The sequence below is a fragment of the Halomonas icarae genome (assembly GCF_009901955.1).
Lineage (GTDB): Bacteria > Pseudomonadota > Gammaproteobacteria > Pseudomonadales > Halomonadaceae > Halomonas > Halomonas icarae.
Genome location: NZ_WUTS01000001.1, coordinates 450,818 through 476,843 on the forward strand (window position 1 = coordinate 450,818; position 26,026 = coordinate 476,843).

25 protein-coding genes are annotated in these 26,026 nt (G+C 64.3%); 18 read left to right on the plus strand and 7 right to left on the minus strand.

From position 1 onward, the window contains the following. Positions 1-14 precede the first annotated feature (14 nt). From trpA to GRB80_RS02110, 9 genes are all read left to right on the plus strand, one after another. Complete coding sequence (gene trpA / locus GRB80_RS02070; RefSeq protein ID WP_132042545.1) at positions 15-827, plus strand: tryptophan synthase subunit alpha; 813 nt, start codon at positions 15-17, stop codon at positions 825-827. A gap of 79 nt (positions 828-906) precedes the next feature. Then, complete coding sequence (accD, locus tag GRB80_RS02075; protein WP_132042547.1) at positions 907-1,956, plus strand: acetyl-CoA carboxylase, carboxyltransferase subunit beta; 1,050 nt, start codon at positions 907-909, stop codon at positions 1,954-1,956. A 6-nt stretch (positions 1,957-1,962) separates the two neighbouring features. Next, positions 1,963-3,309, plus strand: a complete 1,347-nt coding sequence (folC, locus tag GRB80_RS02080; RefSeq protein ID WP_161422390.1) for a bifunctional tetrahydrofolate synthase/dihydrofolate synthase — start codon at positions 1,963-1,965, stop codon at positions 3,307-3,309. After that, positions 3,306-4,016 carry an SPOR domain-containing protein gene (locus GRB80_RS02085; protein WP_161422391.1) on the plus strand — a complete coding sequence of 237 codons (711 nt, stop codon included), beginning with the start codon at positions 3,306-3,308 and terminating at the stop codon, positions 4,014-4,016. Before folC ends, GRB80_RS02085 begins: the two co-directional genes overlap by 4 nt. Before the next feature lies 1 nt (position 4,017). Then, positions 4,018-4,587 (plus strand): CvpA family protein, encoded by a 570-nt coding sequence (locus GRB80_RS02090; RefSeq protein WP_161422392.1) that lies wholly within the window; start codon positions 4,018-4,020, stop codon positions 4,585-4,587. Between the two features lie 156 nt (positions 4,588-4,743). Further along, positions 4,744-6,264 carry an amidophosphoribosyltransferase gene (purF, locus tag GRB80_RS02095; protein ID WP_132042555.1) on the plus strand — a complete coding sequence of 507 codons (1,521 nt, stop codon included), beginning with the start codon at positions 4,744-4,746 and terminating at the stop codon, positions 6,262-6,264. Positions 6,265-6,274: 10 nt separating this feature from the next. Beyond that, entirely contained in the window at positions 6,275-7,471 is a 1,197-nt protein-coding gene (locus tag GRB80_RS02100; protein ID WP_161422393.1) for an O-succinylhomoserine sulfhydrylase, read from the plus strand. 170 nt (positions 7,472-7,641) lie between these two features. Further along, positions 7,642-8,193: a cytochrome b gene (locus GRB80_RS02105; protein WP_132042559.1), complete on the plus strand. Its 552-nt coding sequence runs from the start codon at positions 7,642-7,644 to the stop codon at positions 8,191-8,193. Between the two features lie 61 nt (positions 8,194-8,254). Then, positions 8,255-8,839, plus strand: a complete 585-nt coding sequence (locus GRB80_RS02110; protein WP_161422394.1) for a YceI family protein — start codon at positions 8,255-8,257, stop codon at positions 8,837-8,839. 232 nt (positions 8,840-9,071) lie between these two features. Here GRB80_RS02110 and GRB80_RS02115 read toward each other — a convergent pair whose 3' ends face one another. After that, on the minus strand, positions 9,072-9,866 hold the full coding sequence (locus GRB80_RS02115; RefSeq protein ID WP_132042562.1) for a 2OG-Fe dioxygenase family protein: 795 nt from the start codon (positions 9,864-9,866) through the stop codon (positions 9,072-9,074). A 265-nt stretch (positions 9,867-10,131) separates the two neighbouring features. On the opposite strand from GRB80_RS02115, the gene GRB80_RS02120 reads away from it, so the two are divergent. Together GRB80_RS02120 and GRB80_RS02125 are read left to right on the plus strand one after the other, a co-directional pair. Next, positions 10,132-11,961: a putative bifunctional diguanylate cyclase/phosphodiesterase gene (locus tag GRB80_RS02120; protein WP_161422395.1), complete on the plus strand. Its 1,830-nt coding sequence runs from the start codon at positions 10,132-10,134 to the stop codon at positions 11,959-11,961. A 124-nt stretch (positions 11,962-12,085) separates the two neighbouring features. Beyond that, positions 12,086-13,369 carry an MATE family efflux transporter gene (locus GRB80_RS02125; protein ID WP_161424208.1) on the plus strand — a complete coding sequence of 428 codons (1,284 nt, stop codon included), beginning with the start codon at positions 12,086-12,088 and terminating at the stop codon, positions 13,367-13,369. A gap of 35 nt (positions 13,370-13,404) precedes the next feature. Here the strand turns inward: GRB80_RS02125 and GRB80_RS02130 are convergent, their stop codons facing one another. Then, a complete protein-coding gene (locus GRB80_RS02130; protein WP_132042565.1) occupies positions 13,405-13,995 on the minus strand; it encodes a cupin domain-containing protein in 591 nt (196 codons plus the stop codon). A gap of 192 nt (positions 13,996-14,187) precedes the next feature. Here GRB80_RS02130 and mobA point away from each other — a divergent pair, with 192 nt between their 5' ends. The 7 genes from mobA (at position 14,188) to GRB80_RS02165 (ending at position 19,457) form a co-directional block, all read left to right on the plus strand. Beyond that, complete coding sequence (gene mobA / locus GRB80_RS02135) at positions 14,188-14,793, plus strand: molybdenum cofactor guanylyltransferase MobA (protein ID WP_132042567.1); 606 nt, start codon at positions 14,188-14,190, stop codon at positions 14,791-14,793. After that, the gene (mobB, locus tag GRB80_RS02140; protein WP_132042568.1) at positions 14,790-15,380 is read left to right on the plus strand and encodes a molybdopterin-guanine dinucleotide biosynthesis protein B; all 591 of its coding nucleotides are present in this window, start codon (positions 14,790-14,792) and stop codon (positions 15,378-15,380) included. Before mobA ends, mobB begins: the two co-directional genes overlap by 4 nt. Then, positions 15,377-16,645 (plus strand): molybdopterin molybdotransferase MoeA, encoded by a 1,269-nt coding sequence (gene moeA, locus GRB80_RS02145; protein ID WP_161422396.1) that lies wholly within the window; start codon positions 15,377-15,379, stop codon positions 16,643-16,645. Before mobB ends, moeA begins: the two co-directional genes overlap by 4 nt. 11 nt (positions 16,646-16,656) lie before the next feature. After that, positions 16,657-17,469 (plus strand): cyclic pyranopterin monophosphate synthase MoaC, encoded by an 813-nt coding sequence (moaC, locus tag GRB80_RS02150; protein ID WP_132042572.1) that lies wholly within the window; start codon positions 16,657-16,659, stop codon positions 17,467-17,469. 3 nt (positions 17,470-17,472) lie between these two features. After that, positions 17,473-17,922, plus strand: coding sequence for a molybdopterin synthase catalytic subunit MoaE (moaE, locus tag GRB80_RS02155; protein ID WP_132042573.1), 450 nt, complete (start codon positions 17,473-17,475; stop codon positions 17,920-17,922). Between the two features lie 24 nt (positions 17,923-17,946). After that, the gene (gene moaA / locus GRB80_RS02160) at positions 17,947-18,939 is read left to right on the plus strand and encodes a GTP 3',8-cyclase MoaA (RefSeq protein ID WP_132042690.1); all 993 of its coding nucleotides are present in this window, start codon (positions 17,947-17,949) and stop codon (positions 18,937-18,939) included. Positions 18,940-19,166: 227 nt separating this feature from the next. Continuing rightward, positions 19,167-19,457, plus strand: a complete 291-nt coding sequence (locus tag GRB80_RS02165) for an H-NS family histone-like protein (RefSeq protein ID WP_132042575.1) — start codon at positions 19,167-19,169, stop codon at positions 19,455-19,457. Positions 19,458-19,601: 144 nt separating this feature from the next. On the opposite strand, the gene GRB80_RS02170 is transcribed toward GRB80_RS02165, so the two are convergent. The 5 genes from GRB80_RS02170 to gdhA form a co-directional block, all read right to left on the minus strand. After that, positions 19,602-21,212 carry a ribonuclease J gene (locus tag GRB80_RS02170; protein WP_161424209.1) on the minus strand — a complete coding sequence of 537 codons (1,611 nt, stop codon included), beginning with the start codon at positions 21,210-21,212 and terminating at the stop codon, positions 19,602-19,604. A gap of 168 nt (positions 21,213-21,380) precedes the next feature. Then, the gene (locus GRB80_RS02175) at positions 21,381-22,142 is read right to left on the minus strand and encodes an amino acid ABC transporter ATP-binding protein (RefSeq protein ID WP_161422397.1); all 762 of its coding nucleotides are present in this window, start codon (positions 22,140-22,142) and stop codon (positions 21,381-21,383) included. After that, complete coding sequence (locus GRB80_RS02180; RefSeq protein WP_132042579.1) at positions 22,139-22,813, minus strand: amino acid ABC transporter permease; 675 nt, start codon at positions 22,811-22,813, stop codon at positions 22,139-22,141. Before GRB80_RS02180 ends, GRB80_RS02175 begins: the two co-directional genes overlap by 4 nt. A 17-nt stretch (positions 22,814-22,830) precedes the next feature. Beyond that, positions 22,831-23,598, minus strand: coding sequence for an amino acid ABC transporter substrate-binding protein (locus tag GRB80_RS02185; RefSeq protein WP_161422398.1), 768 nt, complete (start codon positions 23,596-23,598; stop codon positions 22,831-22,833). 788 nt (positions 23,599-24,386) lie between these two features. Further along, positions 24,387-25,739, minus strand: a complete 1,353-nt coding sequence (gene gdhA, locus GRB80_RS02190) for an NADP-specific glutamate dehydrogenase (protein ID WP_161422399.1) — start codon at positions 25,737-25,739, stop codon at positions 24,387-24,389. Positions 25,740-26,026: the final 287 nt, after the last annotated feature.

Consider the following 26,026-nt stretch of genomic DNA (forward strand, 5'->3'; position numbering starts at 1 on the left):
TGACGGGCCAGACCATGAATCGTATCGACCAACGCTTCGCCGACCTCAAGTCCCAGGGGCGTCGCGCACTGATTCCCTTTATCACCGCCGGCGACCCCGGCCCCGAGCACACCGTGGGCTTCATGCATGCCCTGGTGGAGGCGGGTGCCGATGTCATCGAGCTGGGGGTGCCCTTCTCCGACCCCATGGCCGATGGCCCGGTGATCCAGAAGGCCTGCGAGCGTGCGCTCAAGCGTGGCGTGCGCCTCTCTCATCTGTTCGAGATGGTGCGGGAGTTTCGCCAGAGCGACAGCACGACACCGGTGGTGCTGATGGGCTATCTGAATCCCATGGAGCGTATCGGCCTGGAGGCCTTCGCCGAGCAGGCCGCCGCGGCAGGCATCGACGGCGTGCTGACGGTGGATATGCCGCCGGAGGAGGCCGAGGAGCTGGGGCCGCTGCTGAAATCTCGCGGTCTCGCCTCGATTTTCCTGGTTGCACCTACCACTTCCGAGGAGCGGGCCGCTACAATATGCGCCCATGGGGAGGGATATCTCTACTATGTCTCCCTCAAGGGCGTTACCGGGTCGGCGATCCTCAATGCGACGGATGTGGCCGACCATCTGGCGCCGCTGCGGCGCATGACCGACCTGCCGCTGTGCGTGGGCTTCGGCATCCGTGACGGTGCCTCCGCGGCCGAGGTGGGCAAGGTGGCCGACGGGGTCATCGTCGGCTCGGCACTGGTCAGCCGCATCGCCGAGAATACCGAGACGCCCGAGGCGATTCCTGCCGAGCTCAAGGCGGTGCTCGGCGAGATGCGTCAGGCCCTGGACGCCCTGAACGCCTAACTCAAGTAGCGGCTACACGAATCGATTCATGCGCCCGGGGCCTCCCCGGGCGCCGACACGAACACGGACCCTTTCTGACATGAGCTGGCTAGACAAGATCGTGCCCTCCATTGGGCGAATCCAGCGCCAAGACCGCCGTGCGAGCGTGCCCGACGGGCTGTGGCGCAAGTGTCCCAAGTGCGAGTCGGTGCTATATCTTCCCGAACTCGAGAAGCAGCACAACGTCTGCCCCAAGTGCGATCATCACCTGCGCCTGACCGCCCGCAAGCGCCTCGACTGGTTCCTCGACAAGGAGGGGCGGGAAGAGATCGCCACGGAGGTCGAGCCCGTCGACCGCCTCAAGTTCCGTGACTCCAAGAAGTACAAGGACCGCCTGACGGCGGCCCAGAAGGAGACCGGCGAGAAGGATGCCCTGATCGCCATGCGTGGCACCCTGGATGGCTTGCCGGTGGTAACCGTGGCCTTCGAGTTCTCCTTCATGGGGGGCTCCATGGGGGCGGTGGTTGGTGAGAAGTTTGTGCGCGCCGCGACCCTGGCTCGCGAGGAGGGGATCCCGCTGATCTGCTTCGCCGCTTCCGGCGGGGCGCGGATGCAGGAGGCGCTGTTCTCGCTGATGCAGATGGCCAAGACCTCTGCGGCACTGGAGAAGCTCAAGGAGGCCGGCGTCCCCTATGTCTCGGTGCTCACCGACCCGGTCTTCGGTGGGGTCTCGGCATCGCTGGCCATGCTGGGGGATATCAACATGGCCGAGCCCAATGCCCTGATCGGCTTCGCCGGCCCGCGAGTCATCGAGCAGACGGTCCGCGAGAAGCTGCCGGAAGGCTTCCAGCGCAGCGAGTTTCTGCTCGAGCACGGCACCGTGGACATGATCGTGCACCGTCGTGAGATTCGCGATCGCCTGGGCCGAGTGCTGCGCAAGCTGACCCATCAGCCCGCCAGCGGAGAGCCTGAACTGGCGGTCACCCCGACGACCCCTGACCTGGTGGAAGAGGCCGAACAGGGCGAGGCCCGCGTTGATGCCGAACCGACGACGGCCGAGACCCCGACCGAGGCACCGGAAACCGGCGCCGAGGACACATCGTCTGCGAGTGATGAAGCGCCCGCAGACTCCGCCGACGAGCGGCGCTGACGCCCCATGAGCGAGGCGCTGCCCACCACTCTGGACGCCTGGCTGGCGCGTCTCGAGGCCGCTCACCCCGTGGGGATCGACCTTGGCCTCGAGCGCGTGGCCGAGGTCGCCCGGCGCATGGGACTGCTCGCTCGGCCCCTGGCCGGGCGCGTGATCACCGTGGCCGGCACCAATGGCAAGGGCTCCACGGTGGCCATGCTGGAGGCCCTGGCTCGCGCCCATGGCCTGACCACGGCGACCTACACCTCCCCCCATCTGGTGCGCTACAACGAGCGATTGCGTCTCGATGGCGAGGAGGCCGACGACGCGGCGCTGATGGCGGGCTTCGAGGCGGTGGAGCAGGCGCGTCTGGCGGGTGAGCCGATCAGCCTGACCTACTTCGAGGTGGGGACGCTGGGGGCGCAATGGGCGATCTCCCGTCGGCCGCCCGACCTCGCGATTCTCGAAGTGGGCCTGGGGGGGCGGCTCGACGCGGTCAATATCATCGATCCCGATGTGGCCGTGGTGACCACCGTGGCTCAGGATCATGCCGCCTTCCTCGGCACCGACCTCGAGCAGATCGGCCGTGAGAAGGCCGGCATCATGCGTGCCGGACGCCCCGCGGTGCTGGGCAGCCACACCCTGCCGGCCAGCGTGCGCGAGACCGCCGCCAAGCTCGGTGCCCCCGTCCATGCACTGGGCGAGGCGTTTACCCGCGAGGGCGAGGCCGAGGGGTGGTGCTGGAGGGGAGTGGGGTCAGACCCCAGGGGCTCGGGGTCTGACCCCGCCGCCTTCCTGAGTGATCTCCCGGACCCCGGCCTGCCCCTGGATAACGCCGCCACCGCGCTGCAGGCCCTTAGCCTGGCCGACGTGACTCTCGAGGTCGATGCATGCCGTCAGGCACTGGCGAGTGTTCGGCTGCCCGGGCGCATGCAGTGGTGGGGGCAGTGGTGCCTGGATGTGGGCCACAATCCGCATGCCGCCAGCTATCTGGCCAAGCGACTCCAGGCACGTCCCTGTCGTGGGCGTACCCTGGCGCTGCTGGCGATGCTGGGCGACAAGGACGCCGATGGCGTGATCGCCGCCCTGGCGCCGGTGATCGATGGCTGGGTGCCGGCGAGCCTCGCGGGGGAGCGCGCCCGCAGTGCCGATGAGCTGGCCGAGCGACTCACCGCCCGAGGCGAATCCGTGATGCATCGCGCCACGTCTCCCGGCGAGGCCGTCGAGTGGCTGGTGACCCAGCTGGGGGAGGAGGACCGGGTGCTGGTATGTGGCTCCTTCCTGACGGTGGGGGAGGTGTTGCCGCGGCTGGCAAGCGTCGCCGGTTCGGTACAGACTGACACGGACCAGAGCTCCAGGGAGGTAGCCCCGTGAAGTATGGTATGCGTGAGCGCCTGAGTGGCGCGGTGATCCTGATCGCTCTGGCGGTTATCTTCGTGCCGATGCTGTTCGATGACCCGGCCCCGCGTGACGGGCGCCCCGAGCCGTCGATCAGCATCGAGGCACCCATCGAGGTCGAGCGCCACGATGTGCCGGAACCGCAGCCACCGGCCAGCCTGTCGGGCGACGAGGCGTCCGGCGTGATTCCAGAGCCCACCCCCCGTCTCCTGCCCGGCGACGAGACGCGTTCATCCCGAATCGCTTCGACGGAGGCGACGCGCCAGGACATGCCGTCGGCGAGCGAACAGACCTCTGACGAGCCGGCATCTGCCGAACCGTCATCTGCCAAACAGAGTTCCACCCAGGAGCCCGCCGACACCGCGACTGCCGTGGATCCCATCGCCGAACTGGCGCGGGCGGCCGACCAGCGACTGGCCGAGCGCTCATCATCTCCCGGCGCGGCCGTGGCGCAGGGGGAGTGGGCCGTTCAGGTCGGCAGCTTCGGCAAGCCATCCAACGTCGAGCGGCTGCTGGCTCAGCTGCGTGACGAGGGCTTCACTGCCTACAGCCGGCCACGCGGCAACGACCTTACCACCGTCTATGTGGGCCCCTTTGCCACCTCCGAGGCCGGCGAACAGGCGGTCGCCGAGGTCAAGGCGCGGGTCAATCTCCAGGGCCTGCTGGTCCGGGTGAAGGAGTGACATGACCCTGACCTGGCTCGACTGGATCTTTATCGCGCTGCTCGCGGTGACCGGCATCACCGGCCTGCTGCGTGGCCTGGTGCGCGAAGCGCTGGGTCTGGGGGCCTGGGTCGTGGCGCTGCTGGCGGCACGGATGTTCGCACAGCCGGTGGCCGATCTGCTGGCGGGTGTCATCGACAGTCCCGATGGCCGCCTGGTGCTGGCCTTCGTGCTGGTCATCCTCGGTGTCGTGCTGGTCTGCGGGATCATCATCCGGCTGTTGCAGGCCGCCGTGGAGTGGGTCGGCATGGGGCTGGTCAACCGCCTGCTGGGGGCGGCCTTCGGGATGGCCAAGGGGGCCGCCATCCTGGTGCTGGTGACCATCGTGATCGGGCTGACCCCGCTGGCCAGGCTCGAGGCCTGGCAGGGGGCGGTACTGCGCCCGCATCTCGAGCAGTTGCGTGACTGGGCGGTCAGCCACCTCGAGGCCTGGGAGGGGCGGGTTCCGGACGTGCCGTCATCGCTCGATGAGTTGTCCCTGCCGGGTAGCGACGCCACCACGCAGAGGGTCACAACGCCTCCCGAGAGATAATTTTCCGTGGGGGCCCTGTGGGTCTTCCGCGTTTCCAGATAGCAGTTACCAGTCCAGAGCTATTGCAGTTAGGCTACGCGCCAGACCAGCCCCGAGCTACCTGCGATAGCCCTGGTTACCAGTCAAGGCAAGTCCAGGAAAACGAGGTAAGGTGGAATGTGCGGTATAGTGGGCCTGATGGCCAAGCAGGCGGTGAACCAGGGCATCTACGACGCCCTGACGGTGCTACAGCATCGCGGACAGGACGCCGCCGGCATGATGACCTGGCATGAGGGCCGCTTTCTGTTGCGCAAGAGCAATGGTCTGGTACGCGATGTCTTCCATACCCGCCATATGGCGCGTCTGAGGGGCAACCTCGGCATCGGCCATGTTCGCTACCCCACCGCCGGCTCCTCCAGCGAGGCGGAGTCCCAGCCGTTCTACGTGAACTCTCCCTACGGCATCGCGCTTGCCCATAACGGCAACCTGACCAACTCCGATCAGCTCAAGCAGGAGCTGTTCTCCTCCGATCTGCGCCATATCAACACCAGTTCCGACTCGGAGGTGCTGCTCAACGTCTTCGCCCATGAGCTGGGCAAGCAGGGGCTGCACCTGGGGGCGGGCGATGTCTTCGATGCGGTGCGCCGCGTCCATCGGCGCTGCCGGGGTGGCTATGCGGCGGTATCGATCATCAATGGGGTGGGGCTGGTGGCCTTCCGCGACCCCCATGGTATCCGCCCGGTGGTGTTCGGCACCCGTGACGAGGGGGCCGGCCAGGAGGTGATGATCGCCTCCGAGTCGGTGGCCCTGGACGTGGGGGGCTTCGAACTGCAGCGAGACCTGGCGCCGGGTGAGGCGATCTTCGTCGACATGCAGGGCAAGATCTACACCCAGCAGTGCGCGGATGCTCCCCAGCTGACCTCCTGTATCTTCGAGCACGTCTATCTGGCGCGTCCCGACTCGATCCTGGATGGCGCCTATGTCTACGGCACCCGCATGCATATGGGACGCAAGCTGGGTGACCGCATCCAGAGCGAGTGGCCGGAGCATGATATCGATGTGGTGATCCCGATTCCCGATACCTCGCGCACCTCGGCGCTGGAACTCGCCCAGCATCTGGGGGTGACCTATCGCGAGGGGTTCATGAAGAATCGCTATATCGGGCGGACCTTCATCATGCCGGGCCAGACCCAGCGGCGTAAGTCGGTGCGCCAGAAGCTCAATGCCATCGGCGTGGAGTTCAAGGACAAGAACGTGCTGCTGGTGGATGACTCCATCGTGCGGGGTACCACCTGCAAGCAGATCATCCAGATGGCGCGTGAGGCCGGGGCCCGCAAGGTCTACTTCGCCTCCGCCGCGCCGCCGGTGCGCTATCCCAATGTCTACGGCATCGATATGCCCTCGGCCGGTGAGCTGATCGCCCATGGGCGCAGCGAGGCCGAGGTGGGAGAGCTGATCGGCGCCGATCGCATCTTCTACCAGAACCTGGACGATCTGAAGGCCGCCTGCCGTGAGGCCAACCCGGCCCTGGATGCCTTCGACTGTTCGGTGTTCGATGGCAACTACGTGACCGGTGATATCGACGATGTCTACCTGGCGGCGCTCGAGGCCTCGCGCAACGATGATGCCAAGCAGCAGAGCGCCGGTGACCATGCCCTGGTTGGCACCCATAATCTCGATGACGATATCGACGACTGAGGCGATGCGCATGCATGACGAACACGATAGCGACTCGCCCTGGGCGCTCGAGACCCTGGCGATTCGCGCCGGCCATGATCGTACCGGTGAGCAGGAGCACGGCGAGCCGATCTTCCCTACCTCGAGCTTCGTCTATGGCAGCGCCGCCGAGGCGGCGCGCAAGTTCGGCGGGGAGGAGCCCGGCAATATCTATTCGCGCTTTACCAATCCTACGGTGCGTACCTTCGAGCGTCGCCTGGCGGCGCTGGAGGGGGGTGAGCGCTGCGTGGCGACGAGCTCGGGGATGGCGGCGATTCTCTCCACGGCGCTGGCGTTGTTGTCGGCCGGTGATGAGATCGTTGCCTCGCGCTCACTGTTCGGCTCGACGGTGAGCCTGTTCGACAAGTATCTGGGCAAGCTGGGCATCACCACCCGCTATGTGGAGCTGTCGGATCTCGAGGCCTGGGAGGCGGCGATGACGCCCGCGACTCGGCTGCTGTTCGCCGAGACCCCCTCCAATCCGCTCTCCGAGGTGGTGGACATCGCCGCCTTGGCCGAGATCGCCCATCGTCACGGGGCGCTGCTGGCCATCGACAACTGCTTCCTGACACCGGCGTTGCAGCGCCCCCTGACCCTGGGGGCCGATCTGGTGATCCACTCGGCCACCAAGTATCTGGATGGGCAGGGCAGGGCGATCGGTGGCGCGGTGGTGGGGCGCGACAAGGAGCTGGAGGAGGTATTCGGCGTGGTGCGGACCTGCGGCCCCTGCCTGAGTCCGTTCAATGCCTGGATCTTCACCAAGGGGCTCGAGACCCTTGAGCTGCGCATGCGGGCCCACTGCCAGAGTGCGCAGGCCCTGGCCGAGTGGCTGTCGGCTCATCCGGCGGTGACCCGTGTTCATTACAGTGGTCTCGCCAGCCATCCGCAGCATGCCCTGGCCGCACGCCAGCAGCGCGGCTTCGGCGCCGTGCTGGGGTTCGAGGTCGCGGGGGGGCGCGAGGCGGCCTGGTCGGTGATCGATGCGACTCGACTGCTCTCCATCACCGGTAACCTGGGGGATGTGAAGAGCACGATCACTCATCCCGCCACCACGACTCATGGTCGCCTCAGCGATGCCCAGAAGTCGGCGGCGGGTATCGCCGAAGGGTTGATTCGGGTCGCGGTGGGGCTCGAGGCCCTCGATGATATTCGGGCCGATCTGGCCCGTGGGCTCGACGCCTTGGTCTGATTCCGACTGTCGTTCTGACGCCCGTGCCGGGAGATTCGGCACGGGCGTCTTCGTCTACGCCATACGCCAAAGCAACACTTTTTTCGAATGCAGCATTTGGGTTTATTCAGCGGACTCGAACGATTACCTGGGGTAAGCTGTCCCATATCAAGTATGGGGACGGAGGGGCCATGTGGCGTAATACTAACGATGGCTGGGGGATGGTCAGCATCCTGCTGCACTGGACGCTGGCCATCCTCATCATTGGACTCTTTATCCTGGGGTGGTGGATGACCGGTCTGGGTTACTACGATCCCTGGTACAACCTGGGCCCCTGGTGGCATCGTTCGCTGGGCATGTTGGTGCTCTTTGCCACCCTGCTGCGCCTGGGGTGGCGTCTGGTCAATCCGACGCCTCGCGCACTGGGTGGGCCGCTGGAGCGGGCGATAGCCCATCTGGGGCACCTGGGCCTCTATGTGCTGATGCTGGTGGTGCTGGTCAGCGGTTATCTGATCTCCACCGCCGATGGCAAGGGCATCGCGGTATTCGACTGGTTCACGGTACCGGCGGTGATCAGTGGTCTGCCCAATCAGGCCAGTGTGGCCGGTGAGGTGCACTGGTATGCCGCTCTGGCGCTGATGATCCTGTCCGCCGGTCATGCCGTCGCTGCGCTCAAGCACCATCTTGTTGATCGCAATCCAGTGCTTCGTCGGATGATCGATCCCCATGCAGGACGACGCTGACCGATGTCGTTTCGCGAGGAGTATTCCTCAACGTGTCTTGTTCCAACAGGAGTCAATTTCGATGTTCAAGAAGAGTGCCATTGCCGCCGCGCTGAGCGCCACCGCCTTGATGGGCGTCGGTCAGGCCCAGGCCGCCGATTACACCATCGACAGTGAAGGGCAGCATGCCTTTATCCAGTTCAAGATCAGCCACCTGGGTTACTCCTATATCCTGGGTAGCTTCGAGGAGTTCAACGGCAGCTTTCAGTACGACCCGGAACAGCTCGAGGCCTCAAGCGTTCGGCTCGAGGTGCAGGTAGACAGCCTGAATACCAACCACGCCGAGCGTGACAAGCATATCAAGAGCGATGACTTCCTGAATGTCGGTGAGTATCCCACCGCAACCTTCAGCTCCACCGGCTTCGAGCCTGGCGGTGAGGGAGAAGGGGTGCTGACGGGCGAGCTGACCCTGCATGGCGAGACGCAGCAGATCGAGATGCCGGTCACGCTGCTGGGAGAGGGGGAAGATCCGTGGGGCGGTTACCGTGCCGGCTTCGAGGGAAGCACCACCCTGGCGCTCGCCGACTATGGCATCGACATGAGTAACTTCCCCGAGCCGATGCGTGAGCTCGAGCTCTACGTCACCTTCGAGGGTGTTCGCCAGTAAGCGTCGCTGCTCGAGCGACGCCGCGCACGACGAACCGCTCCCGGCCGAGGCTGGGAGCGGTTCTTGCATTCAGGGGAGGCTGGCTTCCCTGAGGGGCAGGCCTTTCGGCCTGCCCTGGTTGCTTTTATGCCTCAGTCAGTGTGTTTCGATCGAATCATTTCGATCGAATCACTTCGATCGCATCACTTCAGTCTCAGCATTGCGATATGGGTGTTGCGATTTCTGCATCAATTTAGCCCTCCGTATGCAGTATGGCGTGGGGGAAATGACGCCTCAGGATGCGGTTCTGGAACTCATCCACGAAGCGGCTGTTGATGATGATGATGAAGCGCTCGAAGGGGCGCGTCTCGTCGAGCTGGCGAATACCATCTACGCTGTGAAATACACGATCATCACGCAGATGCAGTACCTCGCCAGGCGCCAGGGTGGTATGTGCGATCGGATGCTGGCCGGCCTTGTCGCGGTAGAGATGATTCTCGGCCCCGGTGACGTTCTCGCGGTTGACCACCATGATGCTCAGCGCCTTGCAGCCGTCGGCATGGATCCCCTGGCCCTGCAGGGGGTCGACCTGGCCCTTGCCGCGTACGCCGGTGATCTGCATCAGGATGGGCTCGCCCGCCCCGAGGTTCCAGAGTCCCGCCCAGCCGCGCACGAAGGCCTTGACGTCGGGCCGCGAGAGGAACTCCTCGGTCAGAGGCGCATAGTAACGCAGCTTGTCGGCCATGCTTTCGGCGTCGTTGAAGGCGCCGCCCTGTGCCATGGGGCATTCGCCCAGGTTGGTCACGTCACCGGTCGGCGTCAGGGCAAGCCAGGACATGCGCTTCCAGCGTTGATTCACATAGGGGTCCCGTGGCAGGTCATCAAGAAAGCCCTGCCAGGCTGGCAGGTCGATCTGTTCGCGCAGATCGGCCTGACTCCAGTCCTGATGAGCGAGCGACTCGCGCACGCTGCGCGACCAGTAGTTGTCGTGTGCGGTGAGGGGGTGTGAATCGGTGCCGAGGCTGGACTTGAGGATGTTACGGTTCATGCGGTCTCTCCTGAGAGTGTTGGCTACATAGCCAGTTATGCCGGTCATGCTGCCGGCGGACGTGAATCGCCTCGGGTCGTGCGCACTCTCTCGAGTAGCGCAGTCACCGTGACGAGCGGGCAGTGTAAGTTCGCCCGACTGCGGCCGGCGAAACTGGCGTTGGGCAGGAGAGTGGCGATGAGATATTCTCATTCGTCTGTAGGAGATCTCTTACACGACTTCCCTGGTCATTCGGGGCAGGATCCATACAACGACGAGAGCCGGAATGAATGGATTGGCATCACGCCTCAGGTACTGGCTGAAACATCGTCGAGCACCGAATTGTCGCCGGCGCTCTCGCCTGGCGGATGGGGAGGGCTCGTCGGAGGAAGCCGAACGCGTTCGCCGACAGTATCGAGAGAGCGAACAGCGCTTTCGTGCCCTGCTGGAGAGCCTGCCCAAGGTGGCGGTGCAGGGCTATGACCGGCATCGCCGAGTGATCTACTGGAATGAGGCCAGCACCCATCTGTATGGCTATACCGCCGAGGAAGCCTTCGGGCAGACTCTGGAGGAGCTGATCATTCCCGACATCATGCGGGATGATGTGATCGCGGCGCATCGTGCCTGGGTCGAGGAGGGGCGCGAGATTCCCGCCGATGAGCTGGAGCTTCGTCACCGCAGTGGCAAGTTGGTGCCGGTCTTCTCGCATCATGTGATGCTCAATGAGCACACCGATGAGCCGTTGATGTTCTGTATCGATGTGGACCTGTCCGAGCAGAAGCAGGCCCGTCGTGAACTGGACTTCGCCAGGCGTTTCGATCGACTGACCCACCTGCCGAATCGCGAGTTCTTCGAGGAGCAGCTGGACGAGGCGCTGAGGGACACCACGGCGCAGGGTAGGTTGCTGGTGCTGGTGTTTCTCGATATCGACCGATTCGTGGATATCAACGATGCCCTGGGGTACCAGGAGGGCGATCGGCTGCTGCTTCAGCTGGCCGCCCGACTGGGCCAACAGCTGCGTGTCTCGGACCTGATGTGCCGTGTCTCGGGCGATGAGTTTCTGGTCGCCTTCTCGGGGGTGACCCATGAACGGGATATTCCGCGGCGTGTGCTCAAGGTTCAGGAGGCCCTGCGGGCGCCCTTTGCGCTGAGGGAGACGTCTCGCAAGCTGACGGCCTGTCTGGGGGTGAGTGTCTTCCCCACCAACGGTGAGAGTGCCGCCGAGCTGATCCGCTGTGCCGATGTGGCGAAGAATCGGGCCAAGCTGGAGGGGCGAGGGCAGGTGGTCTATTTCGATCAGCGCCTGCACGATGAGCTGCTCTACCAGCACCGCCTCATTGACCGCCTCGAGCTGGCCGTGGAGAGAGGCGAGTTGATGCTGCACTACCAGCCTCAGGTGGCACCGGCCAGTGGCCAGGTCGAAAATCTCGAGGCGCTGTTGCGCTGGTACCCCGCCGATGGCCCCCCGATATCACCGGCCGAGTTCATTCCCCTGGCGGAGCGCTCCGGGCTGATTCATCGCATCGGTGACTGGGTGATGGAGGAGGCGTGCCGTCAGCGCGCGGCCTGGCGCCAGGCCGGCCTGGCGCTGGGGCGTATCGATATCAACTTCTCCGGTAGCCAGTTGAATAGCCCCGACCTCTTCGCGCGCCTGGATGCCTGTCTGGCGCGCTTCGCTCTTGGCCCCCGAGACATCGGTCTGGAACTGACCGAAAATGTGCTGATCGACGCCGACCAGCGCGTTCTCGAGGGGCTGCAGCGGCTCTACCATCGTGGCTTTCGCATCGCCATCGATGACTTCGGTACCGGCTACTCATCGCTGAGCTATCTGAAGCACTTTCCGGTAACGGCACTGAAGGTCGACCGGGCTTTCGTGCGCGATGCTCCTAACCAACCCAAGGATCGCGCGATCATGGAGGCCGCCGTTTTCATCGGTCACCGGCTGGGCCTCGAGGTGGTGGCAGAGGGGGTGGAAAACGTGGAGCAGCTGGACTTGATACGCGAGATGCACTGCGATCTGGTGCAGGGCTTCTACTTCTTTGCGCCGATGGCGGCCGCGGAGGTCGAGCGCCTGCTGGCCGGGGTCTCGGCGTCTCCATCGGGTCTCTCCAGCTGAGCGTGACGCCATTCTGGCGTAGAATCGCGCCCTCACTCATCGATCTGGAGCCCGCGTGACTCGACCCGACTCTACCGACTCTTCCGAATCGCTCGGCGTAACCCTGTGGCGCCAGACCTGGCCGATGGCCATCGGCGTGCTGTCGCTGCTTGGCTTCCAGCTGGTGGACAGCGCCTTTATCGCCCGGCTGGGGACCGCGCCGCTGGCCGCCCAGTCCTTCACCTTTCCGCTCAGCTTCCTGATCATCGGCGTTCAGGTCGGCATGGGGATCGCCATCGCCGCCCAGATCTCTCGCTCCCTTGGCGCCGGTGACACCGCGCGCGCACGGCGCCTGGGGAGCCTGGTACTGGTGGTCGGCGCCGCGGTCATCGGTGTGCTGGCACTGCTCCTGTGGGTCTTGCAGGCGCCGATCTTCCTGCGCCTGGGGGCCGATGCCTCGACCCTCGAGCTGATTCGCGACTACTGGGCGCCCCAGCTGCTGGCCGCCTGGCTGGGGGCGGCGATCTACTTCGGGTATAGCCTGTTTCGCGCCCATGGCAATACTCGCCTGCCCGGCAGCATGATGGTGATGACCAGTCTGGTGAACCTGCTCCTCGACCCGTTGCTGATCTTTGGCGTCGGCTCCTGGGAGGGACTGGGGCTGCCCGGCGCGGCCTGGGCCACGGTTGTCGCCTTCGCTACGGGGCTGGTGGTGCTGGGATGGCAGGTTGGCAGGACGAATTGGCTGGCCCGGCATGGGCTGGTCGAGGAGTTGCGTGCCTCGGCGCGGTCATTCGCCGGCATCGCCGGGCCGGCCATGATCAGCCAGCTGATGCCGCCACTGGCGGCGATGCTGGCGATCGCTGTCGTGGCGAGTCAGGGGGAGGCGCAGGTCGCCGCCTGGGGGCTGGCCAGCCGCCTGGAGACACTATCGCTGATGGTGGTGCTGGCCATGACCATGTCGCTGCCACCCTGGCTTGGCCGCTGCTATGGCGCCGGAGATTGGGATCAGGTGCATCGCCTGATGCGTCTGGCACTGCGGGTCATCATCGTGTGGCAGCTGGCGTTGGGCCTGCTGATGGCTCTCGCCGCCCCCTGGGTCGCGCTGGCACTGTCCGGCAACCCCGAGGTGCGCGATGACCTGGCGCTGCTGATCCGCTTCCTGCTGCCCAGTTATGCGGCCCTTGGCGTCTGCATGATCGTGGTCTCGGCGGGCAATGCTCTGGGCTGGCCGCTGCGTGCCATGCTGATGTCGGGAGCGCGGCTGTTCATCTTCTATCTCCCCTGCCTGGCGCTGGGTGCCTGGCTGGGCGGGTTCCTGGGGCTTGCCGCCGGGGCCGCCATCGGCAATCTGATGGCGGGTTTCGCCGCCTGGTGTGTGCTGCGACGCATTCTGGCCAGCCCCCGGCGGCGTGCGCGGGTGGCGTAAGCCTTATACGTGATGCACTTCATGCGTGATGCACTTCATGCGTGATGCACTTCGTGGCCGCCATCCGAGAAGCCGGGCGGGGTGTTGGCGCTGACGATCACGCACTCCTCCTTGCCCAGGTTGCGGAAGCGGTGGGGGAGGCGCGACTCGAAGTAGTAACCGTCGCCCGCCCCGAGAACCCTGCTCTCGCCATTGACGGTGATCTCGATCTCGCCCGAGACGATGACACCACCCTCTTCACCGTCATGCTCCAGCATCTCCTCGCCGGTATCGGCTCCCGGGGGGTAGCGCTCATGAATGATCGAGAGTTGCCGCTCGGGTCGGCGTGCCGCGACCAGACGAAAGGACAGATGGCCGTCGCCGATCTCGGTAAGCTCCTCGGCGCGGTAGAACATCTGGGCCCCGCCGGGCTCGTCGCCGGCGAAGAAGGTGCTGATCGATACCGGCAGGGCGTCTAGTATTTTCTTCAATGAACTGACCGAAGGGCTGACGCTGTTCTGCTCGATCAGTGAGATGGTGCTGTTGGTCACGCCGGCGCGCTTGGCCAGTTCACGCTGTGAGAGGCCGTTTGCCAGTCGTAGCTGGCGAAGGCGGCTGCCTACGTCGAATCCGCTTTCCTCTTGCATGAAGCATCCCGTCAAGAAAATTGCACATATGATAGCGGTTAACGCCTGCGTCGATAAGGGCCGTGAGACGCTTGAGACGCAGGGGCGGTGAGATGTATCTGTTACCTCTCGGGACAATGACTTGCGTCACGCTTCGACATGGCGTCCGGGTCCGGGGTCAGGCATCATGGTGGATGGATAAGGAGGCCTTCGATGACCCCGTTACACGACCTTACCGGATTGATCCTGGCCGGTGGCCAGGGGCGCCGCATGGGTGGCGTCGACAAGGGGTTGGTGCCCTTCGCCGGTCGTCCGCTGGTCGCCCATGTACGCGATCGCCTGGCGGGCCAGGTGGCCGAGCTGCTGGTCAACGCCAACCGCAGCCTTGCCGATTATGACGACTTCGCCGACCGCGTAATCGAAGATGCCGAGGATGGCTACCAGGGGCCATTGATGGGGATCTACAGCGGCTTGCGGGCGGCGCGTACCCCCTGGCTGCTGGTGGTGCCCTGCGATACCCCAAGACTGCCCGATGATCTGGTGGATCGCCTGGTGACCGGCATCGGCGAGGCCGATATCGCCGTGGCCGGCGATGGCCAGCGCCTGCACCCCGTGGTGGCTTTGATGCGCACGTCCCTGGCCGACGATCTGGCCGCGGCACTGGCAGACGGCGAGCGCAAGATCGACCGCTGGTATGCCCGCCACGCCTGGGTGCGGGTGGATTTCGCCGAGGGGGGTGAGGCATTCGCCAACCTGAATACCCAGGAGGAGAAGCGTCGTCTGGAGCAGGCGCTTGCCGAGGAGCCGGCCAAGCGATGAGTGAGCCTGTTGACACCCTGATCCTGGACGAACATCTGCCGCTGCTCGGCATCGCCGCCTGGAGCGGCACCGGCAAGACCACCCTGCTCGAGGCGCTGCTGCCTCGCCTGCGTGAACGGGGGCTGCGGGTGGCGGTGGTCAAGCACGCGCATCACACCTTCGATGTCGACCAGCCCGGCAAGGACAGCCACCGACTGCGCCAGGCCGGTGCCAGCCCGATGCTGGTGGCCTCCAGGGAGCGATTGGCGCTGATGATGGAAACCCCGAATCAGCAGGAGGCGGATCTTCAGGCGCTGCTCGCCATGGTGGCAACCCAGCGGCCCGATCTGGTGCTGGTGGAGGGCTTCAAGGCCTGGCCGCTGCCCAAGCTGGAGCTGCATCGCCCGACCCTGGGCAAACCCCTGCGGGTAGCCGAGGATCCCTGGGTGCGTGCCGTGGCCACGGATGCCCCGCTGGTGTTGCCCGATGGGGTCGAGCGGCTCGACCTCAACGATCTGCCAGCCCTGACCGAGTGGATCGCCGCCTGGCCGGCGCGCTGGCCCGCCGAGCGCCGGCCGCGAGAGGTGAGTGAGGAGACCACGCCATGACCCTTTCCTGCTTCGAGTTGGGCGAACGCATGCTGGCCGTGGAGGAGGCCCGTGAAGCGGTAGTGGCGCTGGCTTCGGGACCGCTGCCCGCCGAGCGGGTGGCGCTCGCGTCACTGCATGGTCGGGTGCTGGCCGAGCCACTGCTGGCGCCCATCGATGTGCCCCAGAACACCAATGCCGCCATGGATGGCGTGGCCCTGGCCTGGCGGCCGGAGGCGCTGCCTGCCGGTGGTTTCCTGCGAGTCGCCGAGGTCCTTGCCGGCCATGCGATCGATCGGCCCCTCGCGTCCGGCGAGTGTGTCGGGATCACCACCGGCGCGCCGCTGCCGCCAGGCGCCGATACGGTGATCATGCGTGAACAGCTGCATCTCGAGAAAAGCGCCGATGGCGAGATTCGCGTTCGGGTCGACCTTCCCGAGCGTGTGCGTCGCGGCCAGAACGTGCGTCAGGCCGGCGAAGACATCCCCCGCGGTGCGACCGTTCTGGCGTCCGGTACACGCCTGGGGGCCGCCGAGCTGGGGTTGATCGCCTCGCTGGGATTTCGTGAGGCCACGGTGGTGCGCCGGCCGCGGGTCGCGGTGTTTTCCACCGGTGATGAGGTGGTGGCGCCGGGCGAGACGCTGCCGAGCGCCGGGATCTTCGATGCCAACCGCTTTGCCTTGATGGCACTGGTAGAGGAGCACGGTGGCGAGGTGATCGACCTGGGGATTCTTCCTGACACTCGTGATGCCATTGCCAGTGGGCTGTCGCGTGCCGCCGGCGACGCCGACCTGGTGCTCTCCAGCGGTGGCGTCTCGGTCGGGGATGCCGACTATACCCGCGCGGCGCTGCTCGAGCAGGGCGAACTGGGCTTCTGGAAGATCGCCATCCGTCCCGGTCGTCCGCTGGCCTGTGGTCGCCTGGGCTCGCGCGGGGTTCCCTTCCTGGGCCTGCCGGGCAACCCGGTGGCGAGCATGGTGACCTTCCTGCAGTTCGCCGCGCCGCTGCTGGCTCGGTTGCAGGGGCGAGAGGGCGCCTGGCCGCGCCGGCTGACGGCGGTGGCCGAGCATCCGCTGAGAAGTCGTGAGGGACGTGTCGACTACCTGCGGGGCCGCTACGCCAGTGCCAGTGACGGCCGCCTGCTGGTGAGCGATGTCGGTGCCCAGGGATCCGGTATCCTCTCCTCCATGGTGCGAGCCAACTGCCTGATCGAGATTGACGACACCCGCGGCAGCGTGGCCGCGGGTGAAAGCGTCACCATTCAACCCCTGTTCCGACTTCCATGAGGTGTCGATCCATGTCTTTGACCCATCTCAATGCGCGCGGCGAGGCCCATATGGTCGATGTTGCCGACAAGCCGGAGAGTCGCCGCGAGGCCTCGGCCTCGGGGCGTATCCGGATGCGCCCCGAGACCCTGGCGCTACTCGTCGATGGCGGGCTTCCCAAGGGGGACGTGCTGGCCACGGCGCGCATCGCCGGAATTCAGGCGGCCAAGCGTACCCATGAGCTGATTCCATTGTGCCACGCCCTGGCGCTGTCGAAGGTGGTGGTCGACTTTCACCTCGACGAGGACGAGAGCTGCGTCACCGTGACGGCCACCTGCCGTCTCAATGGCCGCACCGGCGTGGAGATGGAGGCTCTCACCGCGGTATCGGTGGCCTGCCTGACGCTCTACGACATGTGCAAGGCGGTGGACAAGTCGATGGAGATCGGCGCCATCCAGCTCGATACCAAGCGCGGCGGAAAGTCCGGTGACTACCGGCGTGATGCCGTCGCGCCGCGGCCGGCCCCCATCGTGACCGGCGAGGGGCAGGCCGGCGAGGTTCGTCTGGGTAGCCGCTGTGATATCGCCACGCCGTGCATCCGGGTCAAGTGCCTGGCCGAGCTGCGCGAGCGCCTCGGCGTGGGCGAGGTTGCCGTGGAACTGGATAGCCTGGAAAGCTTCGATGTCGCCGGGCTCAAGGCGGCGCTCAAGGTTCTCGATCCGCGCTTCTCGCGGCTCGATGAGGGGCGGGTGCTGTGCGCCGTCAACCAGGTGATGGCCTCGGACACCACGCCGGTGACCAACGAGGATGAGGTCGCTTTCTTCCCGCCGGTCACCGGAGGCTGAATCATGATTCGAGTGCAGGAGGCGCCTTTCGATGCCGGTGCCGAACAACAGGCGTTGCTGGCCGGGCGCACCGATATTGGGGCCGTGGTGAGCTTTACCGGCCTGGTGCGTGACTTCAACGAGCATCCGGAGGTATCGGCGCTGACCCTGGAGCACTATCCTGGGATGACCGAGTCGGCGTTGAAGGCGATTGTCGAGGAGGCACGTGGACGCTGGTCACTGGATGCGGTCACGGTGATTCACCGCGTTGGACGCCTGACCCCGGGAGACCCTATCGTGTTGGTGGTTGTCGCCAGCGCTCATCGCCGTGCCGCTTTCGAGGCCTGTGACTTCATCATGGACTACCTCAAGACACGGGCCCCCTTCTGGAAGAAGGAACACGCCGGCGACGGTGACTACTGGGTGTCGGAGCGGGATTCCGATCACTCGGATGCCCGCCGTTGGGAAGCTTGAATCGGAGATTGCACCATGACCACTCTGCCACGCGAACTGATTGATGACTTTGGCCGGCGCGTCAACTATGTGCGAATCTCGGTGACCGACCGCTGTGACTTTCGCTGCGTCTACTGCATGAGCGAGGAGATGACCTTCCTGCCTCGTGCCCAGGTGCTTACCCTGGAAGAGCTGGCGATGGTGGCACGTGCCTTTGTCGAACTGGGCGTGGAGAAGGTGCGCCTGACCGGGGGAGAGCCGCTGGTTCGTCGGGATATCGGCTCCCTTGTCGAGCAGATAGGTGGGCTTTCCGGGCTCAATGACTTCGCCATGACCACCAATGGGGCCAGCCTGCGCAAGCATGCCAGGCAGCTTCGTGAAGGGGGGCTCAAGCGGCTCAATATCAGTCTCGACTCCCTGGATTCCGAGCGCTTTCGTCGGTTGACGCGCACCGGTGATCTCGACCGGGTGATCGATGGGATTCGAGCCGCTCGCGAGGCAGGCTTCGAGCGCATCAAGCTCAACGCGGTGATTCTCAAGGGGCGTAACGATGACGAGGTGCTCGATCTGGTCGAGTTCGCTCGCCATGAGAATCTCGATATCAGCTTTATCGAGGAGATGCCGCTGGGTGATGTCTCCGATCACAGCCGGGCCGAGACCTTCTGCTCCAGCGACGAGGTGCAGGCGATCATCGAGAGCCGTTATCCACTGATTCCCACCACCGAGTCGACGCCCGGGCCATCACGCTACTTCCGCATGGGTGACAGTGATTCGCGCATTGGCTTCATCTCGCCTCATAGCCACAACTTCTGTTCGACCTGCAACCGCGTGCGTGTGACGGTAGAGGGGCGCCTGCTGCTGTGTCTCGGTAATGAGCACTCGGTCGACCTGCGTCGTGTGCTGCGCTCTCATCCCGGCGACATGGAGGCCCTCAAGCATGCCATTGTCGCCGCCATGCCACTCAAGCCCGAGCGCCATCACTTCACTACCGATGGCGATGTTCAGGTGGTTCGCTTCATGAACATGACCGGCGGGTGAGGGCTCAGTGAGCAAGATCTCAGTGCCAGCCATTCTTCAAGCGGCGCCATCGGGCGCCGCTTTTTGATAGTGATATTCGCCAATGAACAGCCGTATTTCTCACTCAAGACGATGGAAAGGCCCTCGATATTTCTTGCGACTTTTCTTGCCAAGCGGTGGCAACTGCATATACTTTTCATTGCGTAAGACAATGTCACCGTCTCATTTATTCGGCTCAGGAGGGACTGATGTCCAGCGAAACCCTGGAACGCATCGCTCGCAACAAGAACGTGGCACGCGCCGCGGCACGTCAGCTCAGCATGGAGCAGCTGCATAAGCTCGCCGAGGTGATCGAGGAGGTCATCGAGCAGAAAAAGGATGAAGAGCAGCAGCGTCAGCAGGAGGAGGCCGAGAAGGAGCGCAAGCGCTCCGAGATCCTCGAGGCGATCAACGAGGCGGGGCTTTCCGTGGATGATCTGGTAGTGGAGCCGCCGCGTCGCAAGCGTGGGCGTCCGCCGAAGAGTGCCAGCAAGGAGTAAGCTTTTTGGCCTGACTCTTTCGCCACATGTCCGTCGCCACATGTTCGTCGCTAAACGTGTGTCGTGAAGGACAGGACAAGAAAAAAGTTGTGCAAAAAAAGCCGCTTCTGAGAAGCGGCTTTTACGTCACGGGCCGGCGTCGGGCTACCCCGTATGGCTGATTGTCGACGTCTCCATGGCGAGAATCTGCAGGTGAATCTCCGGCAGGCGGCGCAGGTGTTCGTCGAACCAGCCGATCAATCGTGGCTGCAGGGCCAGACGAAGATCGGCCAGTGTCTCGACGCGCAGTGACGCCAGGACCTGGTCGAGCCATTCGCCCAGGTCGGTTTCGTCAAAGGGCTGGCTTTCGCTGGCATCGAGCATCAGCCTGCCGATGCGAGTCCAGCCGCCCTCGTCGGTGGCGGCCACCGTCAAGGCGAGATAGAGGCTGCCATGGCGGCTCTCCCTGCGCTGCCTACCCCCCAGACCCGGGAGCGGTGCCACGGCATTCTGGTCGATGATACAGGGGGGCTGTGGATGACGAGCCTCCAGGGTAAGGCCATCGGCATCGAAGCGAATCATGTCGCCGTTCAGTGGCGACAGTGGCGCCAGGATGCCGAGCGACTCGGCGATCTCGCGATGCGCCTGCTGATGGCGGGGTTCGCCATGAACCGGCAGCAGATAACGGGGCTTTACCCAGCCATACAGCGTGCGCAGCTCCTCCTGAGCCGGATGCCCCGAGGCGTGCAGCTCTGGGTGGTTGAACTCATCAAGCACCTCGACCCCTAGCTGACCCAGTCCACGTTTCAGGCGCTCGATCAGCAGCTCGTTGCCGGGAATCGCCTTGGCCGAGAAGATCACGCTGTCGCCAGGCGCGAGCTCGAGGGAGCGATGCCGGCCGCGGGCCAGTCGCTGCAGGGCGGCGCGTGGCTCTCCCTGGCTGCCGGTGGCAATCACCACGACCTCTTCCGGGGGCAGGTAGCCGAGGTCGCTGCTGGGTACCAGGGGCGGAAAGTCGTCCAGGTAGCCGAGGCCACGAGCGACGGCCACCATGCGTTCCATGGAGCGCCCCATCAGGCTGACCCGGCGACCACAGCGTTCGGCGGCACGGCCGATGGCGAGCACCCGAGCCAGGTTGCTGGCGAAGCAGGTCACCACCACGCGGCCCTTGCAGCGGGCGATGGTGTGATCCAGCGCCTTGGCCACCTCGCCTTCGCTGCGTGACTCGCCGGGCAGCGGGGCGTTGGTGGAGTCGCCGACCACCAGGTCCACGGGGGCCAGGGCGCGGAAGGTGGCCGGTGATATCGGGGCGCCGAGCAGCGGGTCGGGGTCCAGCTTCCAGTCACCCGTGTGAAGCACGCGATGCTCGCCGGCGGCGATCAGCAGCGAGCAGCTCTCGGGAATCGAGTGGGGCACCGGCAGGAAGCGCAGGGTAAAGGGTCCGGTCTCCATGGCCTCGCCGGGCTCGATCACCTGGATGGCGTCGCTGGCGAGCCCTCGTTCATGGAACTTGGCACGTAGCAGGCCGGCCGCCAGCGGGGTGGCGTAGATGGGGCAGCCCCATTTCGGCCACAGCCAGGCCGCGGCGCCGATATGGTCCTCGTGGCCATGGGTGATGATCAGCGCTCTGGGCGCGATGCCGAGCGTTTCCAGGCTGGCCAGGTTGGGCACCTGAAGTGGCGAGTCGGGAAGGTCCTGGCGAATCATCATGCCGCAGTCCACCGCGATCCAGGCCGCATCCTGGCCTTCCCCATGACCGTAGAGGCTGAGGTTCATGCCGATTTCGCCACAGCCGCCCAGCGGCAGAAAGCGCAGGGGAGGGCGGCGGCGAGGGCGGATCTGGACTCGAGACTTGAGCATCACGAAGGAGGCTTCCTAGTATATGACAGTTTCACTATACGGGAAGGCCCCCGGAGGTCACAACGCGCCCCCCGGATACAGGCGTTAGCTCGAGCCGTCCAGCGACACCTGGTTGGCGAGCACCTTGCGCAGGAAGTTGCGGGTGCGCGGGTCCCGGGGAGCACCGAAGAGCTGGTCGGGTGGTCCCTGCTCGACGATGCGCCCTCCTTCCATGAAGATCACCCGGTCCGCCACGTCCCGGGCAAAGCTCATCTCGTGGGTGACCACCAGCATGGTCTGGCGCTCTGTGGCCAACTGCTTCATCAAGCCGAGGACCTCCTCGACCCACTCCGGGTCCAGCGATGAGGTCGGCTCGTCGAAGAGTATTACCTCGGCCTGGGCCGCCATGGCGCGGCCGATGCCGACACGCTGTTGTTGGCCACCGGACAGCGAGGCGGGATAGGCGTCGGCCTTGTCGGCCAGCCCGATGCGCGCCAGGATCTCCCTGCCGCGCGCCAGGGCCTTCTCCTTCGGCCAGCGGTTGACCACTATCAGCCCCTCGGCAATGTTCTGAAGCGCCGTCTTGTTGGCGAACAGCGCATAGTTCTGGAACACGAAGGCGGTTCGCCGGCGTGCCGTGAGGATATCGGCACGGCTGGCCCGGGTGACATCGACATCGAGGTCCCCGATGGTCAGCCGGCCGGCATCCGGCCTCTCGAGGAAGTTGAGGCAGCGCAGCAGCGTCGACTTGCCGGTTCCCGAGGGGCCGATGACCACGATGATCTCGCCCTGCTCGATGGCCAGGTCGATGCCGTCTAGCACCGCCACCCCACCGAAGCGCTTGATGAGTCCCTCTACCTTGATCATCGCCGATATGCCTCGTTGAGCCGGGTCTCCAGGCGCCGCTGGAACCAGGCCAGAAGCTCGACGATGACCCAGTAGAAGAGCGCCACGGTGATAAAGGCCTCGAAGTAGAGGAAGCTGCCGGCGGCCTCCTTCTGGGTGGCGCCCATCAACTCGGTCACCCCAAGCGTAAATGCCAGGGAGGTGGCCTTGATCATGTCGATGAAGTAGTTCATCAGCGTGGGCACCGCGACGCGGGTCGCCTGAGGCAGCACGATGCGTCGCATCAGCTGGCCATTGGTCATGCCAATGGAGAGTGCCGCCTCGGTCTGGCTGCGGTCGACCCCGACGATGGCGGCACGGATGGACTCCGCCATGTAGGCCGAGAAGTGCAGGGTCAGGCCCATGATGGTGGCGGTGATGCCATTGATCTGAGTAAGAAAGGCCAGCAGCTGGGGTAGACCGTAGTAGAACAGGAATAGCTGTACCAGTAGCGGCGTGCCGCGAAAGAAGGAGATGAACAGCAGGGTAGCGGCGTTGAGCCCCGGGATCCGCAATACGCGGATCACGGCGAGGCCACAGGCGAGCACCAGGGCCAGCGCCATGCCTGCGGCTGCCATCTGCAGGGTCAGCGGCAGATAGCGCAGCAGGACGGGGACCAGCCCCAGCATGTAGTCGAGATCGAGTACGGGCATGGGGGCGGCTCAGCGCATCACGGGGTGGTGATGTCGGTGCCGAACCACTGTTGCGAGATCGTGCGCAGCTCGCCCGATTCACGCAGGGTGGCCAGGGCCGCGTCGACCCGGTCACGCAGGGCGCGATCCTCCTCGGTGTCACGGAAGGGCAGGGCATTGCGAATCTGCGAGAAGGGCTTGCCGGCCAGTGCCAGGGGCATGGGTTTCTCCTTGATGACCTGGCTGGCACTCACCCGGTCCATGATAAAGGCGTCGACGCGGCCCAGGGCGGTATCCTGCTCGATATTGCTCTCATAGGTACGGATGTCGATCTCGTCGGCGTAGGGCAGCTCGCGCAGCAACTCCTCATAGTTGGAGCCGAGATTGACGGCCACGGTCTTGCCCTTCAGATCCTCGACGGACTGGATCGCGTCATTGCCCTTCTTGACCACGACCTGAGCGCCGTCATAGACGTAGGGCTCGGTAAAGGCGTACTTGGCGGTGCGCTCTTCGGTAATGGTGATCTGGTTGGCGATGGTGTCGATGCGGCCGGACTCGAGCATGCCGAACAGGCCCGAGAAGTTTGCCGTGATGAACTCGACCTCGGCCCCCATCTCGTCGGCCACGGCTTCCATGACATCGACCTCGAAGCCCTGAAGCTTGTCCTGTTCGACGAAGGTGAAGGGGAAATAACCGCCGGACATGCCCACCTTGATGGTGTCATCGATAGTGTCATCGTCGGCCTGAGCCAGGCCGGCGGTCACGATACCTGCGGCCAGTGTGGTAAGGACAATGCGCTTGAGCATGATGTGCTCCCGTATGGTGTCTGGAGTAGCGCTAAGACGACGTAGCGTAATGGCTTTTCAGGATGCCCAACCTAGAGAATATAGTCGCGGAGCTCCAATAGCGCTTAGTTATATATTGGTAATGCAAGCTAGGGAGCGTTAACAATTACTAATTTTTGCGTACCTGATGTAGCATGACGGGATTTGGATGACGAATGCCTCGACTATTTCACGTTCGGTGCTTGGGGACGTCATGGATAGGTGCCCATCTATTGTTACGTGGGCACCTAATGTCGCTGGCCAAGGGCTTACGCGGAAGGTGTGTTCAGCGGCCGCTTACCGGAGCCCGGAGCGCCGGCCGGAACATCGTCAGGTACTTATTGGAAAAAGCCTCGAGCTCATGAAGAGTTCGGGGCTTTTTGCGTTTGCTGCCTTTTTTTCAGGGAGCCTGGGAGTAAGAGGGTGGTGATTAGACTTTGGTCGTTAGACAAAGGTATAATGCTTTCAAAGATCACCACCGTAAGGGTCATGATATGAGCAAGTCAGCAGTAGCTTTCCCTACCATCTGGGACCGTAGCGGCACCTCACGCAGAGTCGTGAAGCCTGCTCTGCGTGGGCTCTGGCATGGAATGATCAAGTTGGCTGAAGCCCAGTTTGCGGCACAGGCTCGCCGTGGGTCTCACCCCTACGTTTAAAGCAGCAAGGGACACCGACAAACTCGGCGCTCGGCAAGACACGCAAAAGCCCGGACCAGTAGGTCCGGGCTTTTCAGTGGTGCACTTGCAGGAAGGTGCGTGATCAATGCGTGGTCATACAACGCCCTGGTCGATCATGGCGTCGGCGACCTTGCGGAAGCCGGCAATATTGGCACCCAGTACCAGGTTGGTGGGCTCGCCGAACTCCTCGGCGGTCTCGGCGCATTGCTGATGAATATTGGCCATGATCTCCTTGAGCTTTATGTCGACTTTTTCCAGTGGCCACTGTTCCATGCTGTTGTTCTGGGCCATCTCCAGCTGGCTGGTCGCGACGCCACCTGCATTGGCGGCCTTGCCGGGTCCATAGGCAATTTTTGCCTCGAGGAAGTGGTCCACGGCATCGGCGGAGGAGGGCATGTTGGCCCCTTCGCTGACGCAGTAGACGCCGTTGTGGAGCATGACCTCTGCATCGGCGGCGGTAAGCTCGTTCTGAGTGGCGCAGGGAAAGGCGGCGTCGGCCTTGATGCGCCAGACCGCGTGGCCATCCTCCGGATACTCACCGACGGGGATGTAGTTAGCTTCAGGGTGTTTTTCCAGGTAGCTCTCCAAGGAAGCGCGGGTCACCTCCTTGAGCTCCTTGAGCAGATCGAGGTCGATGCCGCGGGCATCATGCAGCGTGCCACGGGAGTCCGTGCAGGTCACCGGCTTGGCGCCCAGCTCGTATAGCTTTTCGATGGTGTAGATCGCCACGTTGCCGGCACCCGAAACCAGACAGGTCTTGCCTTCCAGCGTCTTGCCGCGGGCTTCCAGCATGTTCTGAGCGAAGTAGACGGCACCATAGCCAGTGGCTTCCTTGCGACCGATGGAGCCACCCCAGTCCAGTCCCTTGCCGGTCAGCACACCCTCATAACGGCCTGTAAGGCGCTTGTACTGGCCGTAGAGGTAGCCAATTTCACGACCGCCAACCCCAATATCGCCGGCGGGAACATCGGTATGGGGCCCGATGTGCCGATACAGCTCGGACATGAAGGCCTGACAGAAGCGCATTATCTCGCCATCGGACTTGCCCTTGGGGTTGAAGTCCGAGCCGCCCTTGCCGCCGCCGATGGGGAGGCCGGTCAGGGCATTCTTGAAGATCTGTTCGAAGCCGAGGAACTTGATGATGCCGGAGGTGACGCTGGGGTGGAATCGCAGCCCGCCCTTGTAGGGGCCTAGCGCCGAGTTGAACTGGATGCGATAGCCCTTGTTGACCTGGACACGGCCGGCGTCATCGGTCCAGCAGATGCGGAACATGATTTGCCGTTCCGGCTCGACGATGCGTTCGATGATGCTGTGGTCATGATAATGCGGGCTGCGTTTGAAGAGTGGTCGCAGGCACTCCAGAACCTCTTCCGCCGCCTGGTAGAACTCGGTCTGGGCGGGGCTGCTCTTGCGGAGGTTTTCCAGTGTCTCATGAACGTAGGGCATCATCGTATCCTGAACAGAGGTGAATGGGCTGACCGCAGTGGGCCAATCTGAAAGTGTTTTCCATGGCAACGACTATATAGCAATGCAGCATTATGCATCAAATGTATGGGTCATGCGCGCACTGTGCGCTGTGATGGTGCACGCTGCATATCGGTTGTCCTCATTATGGAGCTTCGGTGTCGAAGGCATCTTCATTGACACACCGTGTCGCGGCTCTCGACATGGCGGTCGTGCCGGCTTTCCCTGTGCGGGGAGCGGTGCTAAGGTGCTCTGCCGCCGGTGCCCCG